Raw genomic sequence first — 5,878 nt, forward strand, 5'->3', positions numbered from 1 at the left:
ATTCGTCATAGACCTTCTCGTGCACATAAACGCGTTCGATGCCGCAGCAGCACTGGCCGGAATTGTAGAAGGCGCCGTCGACCAGATTGGCGACCGCATGGTCCATCTTGGCGTCGGGCAGCACATAGGCCGGATCCTTGCCGCCAAGCTCGAGGCCGAGCGTCATGAAGGTGCCCGCCGCCGCCTTTTCGATGGCGCGGCCGCCGCCGACCGAACCGGTGAAATTGACGTGGTCGATCTTGCCCGAGCCGAGCAGCCTTTCGGTCTGGGCGTGGTTCAGCACGACATTCTGGAACACGCCCTTGGGCAGGCCGATCTTGTCGAAAGCCTGCTGAAAGCGCTCGCCGACCAGCAGCGTCTGCGCCGCATGCTTCAGGATCACGGTGTTGCCGGCCATCAGCGCCGGCACGATGGTGTTGACGGCGGTCAGATAGGGATAATTCCACGGCGCGATCACCATGACGACGCCGAGCGGGTCTTTCTTCACATAGCGGCGGAAACCGTCCTTGGGGTTGGAGGCCGGCACCGATTTGAGCGCCTGCTCGGCGATCTCGACCATGTAGTTGGTGCGTTCCCTGACGCCGCCGAATTCGCCGCCATAGCGCACGGGCCGCCCCATCTGCCAGGCGATTTCCGGCACGATCTCGTCGGTCATCGCGACCAGCGCTTCCAGCATAGCCAACATGTACTTGCCGCGCTCGACGATAGGTGTCTCAGCCCACTTCTCTTGCGCCGCCTTGGCGCGTTCCACTGCGGCGTTGATCGCCTGGTCTGTAGCAATCGGCCGCTCGGCATAGATCGAGCCATCGACGGGGGTAATGAGTTTGACCGTCTCGGTCATTTTGTAAGTCCTCGTATTCTACAACAAAATCGTGTGGCCTGGCGCTGCCCCTCATCTGCCTGCCGACAGCCTCTCCCCACGGGGAAAGGCTAAGAGTGAAGGGGTGGCGCCGACGAACCGCCGATACCTAATACCGCTCGAAACCTCTGTGCAGTTCCCAATCCGTAATCCGGCGGTCGTATTCGAACTGCTCCCACTTTGCGGTGTGGACATAGTGTTCGAGCACATCCTCGCCGAGCGCCTGCTTGAGCATCTTCGACTTCGCCAGCGTGTCGGTGGCATCGCGCAGCGTCTTCGGAATCTCCGGCAGGCGAGATGCCTGATAGGCATCGCCGACGAACGGCTTCTGCAATTCCAGCTTTTCGTCGATGCCGGCAAGGCCGGCGGCGATCAGGGCTGCGAAAGCAAGATACGGGTTGAGGTCGGCGCCACCGATGCGGCATTCCATGCGGATGCCCTTGGTGCCCTCGCCGCACAGGCGGAAGCCTGCGGTGCGGTTGTCTTCGCTCCACATGATCTTGGTCGGCGCGAAGGTGCCGGCCTGGAAGCGCTTGTAGGAGTTGATATAGGGCGCCAGGAACCAGGTGAATTCCTTGGCGTATTTGAGCTGGCCGGCGGCCCATTGCTGGCCGAGTGTCGACAGCGTCCAGTCGGCCTTTTTGTCGAAGAACAGCGGTGTCTTGCCGTCGGCGCTCCACAGCGAATTGTGGATGTGGCTGGAATTGCCGGCGAGCCCGTAATTATACTTGGACATGAACGAAATCGCCTTGCCCTCGGACTCGGCGATTTCCTTGGCGCCGTTCTTCAGGATGACGTGGCGGTCGGCCATGTCGAGCGCCTCGGCATAGCGCACATTGATCTCTTCCTGGCCCGGACCCCACTCGCCCTTGGAATTCTCGATCGGAATGCCGGCCGCTTCCATTTCGTTGCGAAGCCGGCGCATGACGCCTTCTTCCTTGGTGGTGATGCCGATCTGGTAGTCGCCGATATAGGGCGATGCGGTGTCGAGACCTTGCCAGTGCTTCTTGCGGGCCGAATCGTAGGTCTCGTTGAACAGATAGAATTCGAGCTCGGATGCGAAATAGCCGATATAGCCGCGCTCGCTCAGCCGCTTGACCTGCTTCTTCAAGATGGCGCGCGGCGAATGCGGCAGGTCGTCATGCGTGTGGTGGTCGAGCACGTCGCAGATCACGAGCGCGGTCTTTTCCAGCCAGGGAATGCGCCGCAGCGTGGCGAGATCCGGCTTCATGACGAAATCGCCATAGCCCTTCGACCAACTCGCCGCCTTGTAACCCGGCACCGGCTCCATATCGATGTCGGCGGCCAGCAGATAATTGCATCCATGCGTTTCGTCATGCGCGGAATCGACGAAGTACTGCGCCAGGAAGCGTTTTCCCGCCAGCCGTCCCTGCATGTCGACGATGCAGGCCAGCACGGTGTCGATCTCACCGCTGGAGACCGCTTTCTTCAACTGATCGAACGAGAAATTTCCGGCCATTCCTTTGGCACTCCAGCGCTTGGGCTTTGAATGAGTTGAACGAAACCATGGCCGGCACGATGCCGGCCATGGCCATGATGGTGGAGGTCAGTGGCCGGTTTCGCCGACTGCCTGTTCGGCCGCCTTGATGGCCGCCTGACGCGCCGCAATGATGTCGCCGAGCGGCGGCCCCTGGAAGCGGCGCTTCTCGAAGCCGAACCAGACGACTGCCGTCAGGATGAAGAAGCCGACGGTGATGTAGAGCGCCCAATCGTTCGGCGGCTGGATGCCGATGATGAAGATCAGGATCATTGAGACGATCGACAGGAAGGCGAACAGCATGAACACGCCGCGCCCCATGTTCCAGGGACCCATCTTGTCCCACTTCGGCGTGCCCCAGGCGAGCATGCCGAGCACGATCGGCACGGTGAAGGAGAGGAACAGGAAGATGACGGTGCAGGAAACCACGATGGTGTAGGCCGAAGTGCCTGCGACCGAAACCAGCGTCGAACCCCAGACGAACAGCACCGACAGGATCGAAGCCGTCCAGATCGCCGCCACCGGCGTGCGGTAGGTCGGGCTGACCTTGGCGAGTGCCGCCGAACCCGGCAGGCCGCCGTCACGCGAGAAGGCGAAGATCATGCGCGAGGCAGACGTCACCGTGGCAAGGCCGCACAGCAGCTGCGCGACGAACACGACGAGGTAGACGAACTCCTTGATGCCGGGGCTTACACGCTGGTCGAAGGCCCAGAAGAACACGTTCCAGCCCTGCTTGGCGGCATCGTCCATGTTCGGGATCATCAGCACGAAGGCGGCCAGGAACAGATAGCCGAAAACGGCCGACCAGATCACCGACATGACCATGGCGCGCGGCACGGAAGAAGCCGCCTTGATGGTTTCCTCCGAGGTGTGCGCGGAAGCGTCATAACCGGTGATCGTGTAGATCGGCAGCAACAGTCCGAGCGCGAACACCCAGGCATTCGAGACGGATGGCCACACGCCGGCGCCTGCGTCCCCGGAATAGTTCTTGAAGGTGAAGAGACGGCTGAAATCCCAGGTCTCAGCGGAAGCCAGGCAGACGATGGCGATCAGGATCGAGCCGAAGAAGATGAGATAGCCCGAGAAATCGGTCAGCTTCGCCGTCAGCTTGATGCCGAGATGGTTGATCAGCGCCTGCGCGCCGGTGATGATGATCAGAAAGATCATCTGGTTTGTCAGCGTGCCTTCGATTCCGAGCGTCGGGCCGAAAGCGCCGATGAAAAACGTCCAGGTGCCGACATTGATGGCGCCGAGCACGGTGATCAGGCCGAGCAGATTGAGCCATGCGGTGACCCAGCCGGTGCCGCGGTTGCCGAGGATCGAACCCCAGTGATAGAGGCCGCCGGCCGTCGGATAGGCCGAGCTGATCTGCGACATGGCGACCGCAAAGGTCAGCGAAACGAAGCAGCCGACCAGCCAGCCGATGCCGATGCCGATGCCGCCGGCGCCGGAGGTGGCCTGGGCCAGCGAATTGATGCCGCCCGACAGGATGCAGATGATGGAGAAGGAAACGGCGAAGTTCGAAAAGCGACTGAGGCGCCGCTCCAATTCCTGGGCATAGCCCATGCTGTGGAGGTGCTTTACGTCCTCCGCCTTGTCAACTTCAGTATAACCCGGTGCTGCCATTTTAGTGTCCCCTGTTGGTTTTCGGGTCGGGATGAGATCCCGCCCTAGCTAGCCGATTGAACTGACTTTCCGACTGAATGCGATCTGGTGTGTCCGGCCTCCTCTGGCTCCAGATCCGAAAAAATGCCCGTGAGCAGATCCGCCCATTTCCGCTGCCCGGTCTCGCCGGCGATTTCGTCATTGCGGATTTCGATCATCGCGCAGGGCAGTCCGCGCGAGCGCGCATGCCGTTCCAGCGTGAAATAGACGCGGTCATCAGGTGAATACGGCTCGTTGACCCCGACGGTGACACCGGAAAGCCGCTTCAGCGCCGATATCAGCGGCGCCGCCAGCCGGCGATCCTCGTCATGGATGATGCCGATATGCCAGGGCCGGTTGCGGCCCTTGTATACCGGCGTGAAGGAATGGACCGAAACCAGCCGCGTTTCCTGACCGTGTGACAGCCTGTGGCTGATGATATCCGCAATCGTATCGTGGAAAGGGCGCCACGAAAGCGCGACACGCGCGGCACGCTCACTTTCCGACAGGCCGGCATTGCCCGGTATGGCCGTTGTCTCACTGACCGGCGGCACCAGGTCGGGCGCGTCAAGCGGCCGGTTGCAGTCGATGACAAGGCGCGAAATGCGGGTTTCGACGAGCGTCGCGTCGAGCGCCTGCGCCATGCGGCGGGCAACCGGCAGCGCGCCGGGATCCCAGGCGATGTGGCGCGACAGGTCCTCGACAGCAAGGCCGAGCGTGCCGAATTCGGCGGGCAGGAAGTTCGAGGCGTGATCGCAGGTCAGCACGAAAGGGCTTGATCCGCCGGGGTTCGTCACCCTTACGGTATCAGACGATGCAAGGCTGGCGGGCCGTGCTTTCTCCATACTCTGCCGTCCCCGGGGAGCGCTGTATCGTATGTTACGTATTTTGCCTCATTGCGTCCCTGTGGATGATTTCATACAGTTTGTCCGGCTTTGTCAAATGCGATTTCGGAAAAGACCATCGACCGAGCCAAGGGTGGGGAAAAGATGATTTCCAACATTGCCGAACTGATCGCCGACCGCGTCGGCACGATGCCGGCCAGCGAACGGCGCGCGGCCCAGACACTGATTGCCTTCTACCCGATGATCGGCTTGAAAACGGTCGCTGAATTCTCGGCCGCAGCCGGCGTTTCCTCGCCGACAATCCTGCGTTTCGTCGCCCGGTTGGGCTTTCAGAACTATCCGGAGTTCCAGTCGAGCCTGCAGGACGAACTGGCGGCGCAACTGCAATCGCCGGCGACAAGGACGCTCAATCCGCCCTCGCCCGGCGGCGGGACCGTGTCGCCGATGCTGGAAGCGACGCTCGACAATATGCGCGAGACATTCAGGCACCTGTCCGACAAGCAGCTTGCCGACATCGCCGCCCGGCTGGCGGACCGGCGCGGCAAGACCTTCCTGATCGGCGGCCGCTTCACCGATCCGCTGGCGCGCTACATGGCCGCCCACCTCGCCATCATCCAGCCGGATGTCTTTCACCTCGCCGGGCAGGAAAGCATGTGGCGTGACCGGCTGATCGACATGGGCAAGCGCGACGTGCTGGTCATCTTCGACATCAGGCGCTACCAGGACAGCCTCCTCCGCTTCGCCGAGAAGGCGCATCAGCGTGGCGTGCAGATCGTACTGTTCACCGACCAGTGGCTGTCGCCGATCGCCCGCCTTGCTCGCCATGTCATCGCCGGACGAACCGCAGTGCCGTCGGCATGGGATTCATCGGCGGCCCTTTTCGTCGTCGCCGAAACGCTGATCGGCGCCGTCACCAGGCAACTGGAAGCAGAAGGCGCCAAACGCATTCGCGAGATGGAAAGTCTGCGTTAGTGCATATGCGATGATCCGAAGCGTTACGCATATTTTCTCAAACGTTACATATATTTAATG

At 61.6% G+C, this 5,878-nt stretch carries 5 protein-coding genes; 1 reads left to right on the forward strand and 4 read right to left on the reverse strand.

Translation table 11 applies throughout. The annotated features are described in order from the left end of the window. The 4 genes from EN879_RS21670 to EN879_RS21685 form a co-directional block, all read right to left on the reverse strand. Positions 1–841: aldehyde dehydrogenase family protein (locus EN879_RS21670; protein WP_127274238.1), on the reverse strand; the 841-nt coding region annotated here is incomplete at its 3' end. A gap of 127 nt (positions 842–968) precedes the next feature. Then, the gene (locus EN879_RS21675) at positions 969–2,339 is read right to left on the reverse strand and encodes a glutamine synthetase family protein (RefSeq protein WP_013529682.1); all 1,371 of its coding nucleotides are present in this window, start codon (positions 2,337–2,339) and stop codon (positions 969–971) included. A gap of 87 nt (positions 2,340–2,426) precedes the next feature. Next, entirely contained in the window at positions 2,427–3,983 is a 1,557-nt protein-coding gene (locus tag EN879_RS21680) for an amino acid permease (RefSeq protein WP_013529681.1), read from the reverse strand. Positions 3,984–4,027: 44 nt separating this feature from the next. Beyond that, positions 4,028–4,846: an N-formylglutamate amidohydrolase gene (locus EN879_RS21685; RefSeq protein WP_024502760.1), complete on the reverse strand. Its 819-nt coding sequence runs from the start codon at positions 4,844–4,846 to the stop codon at positions 4,028–4,030. 144 nt (positions 4,847–4,990) lie between these two features. On the opposite strand from EN879_RS21685, the gene EN879_RS21690 reads away from it, so the two are divergent. After that, positions 4,991–5,818 carry a MurR/RpiR family transcriptional regulator gene (locus EN879_RS21690; RefSeq protein WP_063168963.1) on the forward strand — a complete coding sequence of 276 codons (828 nt, stop codon included), beginning with the start codon at positions 4,991–4,993 and terminating at the stop codon, positions 5,816–5,818. Positions 5,819–5,878: the final 60 nt, after the last annotated feature.

It is taken from the genome of Mesorhizobium sp. M7A.F.Ca.AU.002.02.1.1, from assembly GCF_003998535.1.
Lineage (GTDB): Bacteria > Pseudomonadota > Alphaproteobacteria > Rhizobiales > Rhizobiaceae > Mesorhizobium > Mesorhizobium ciceri.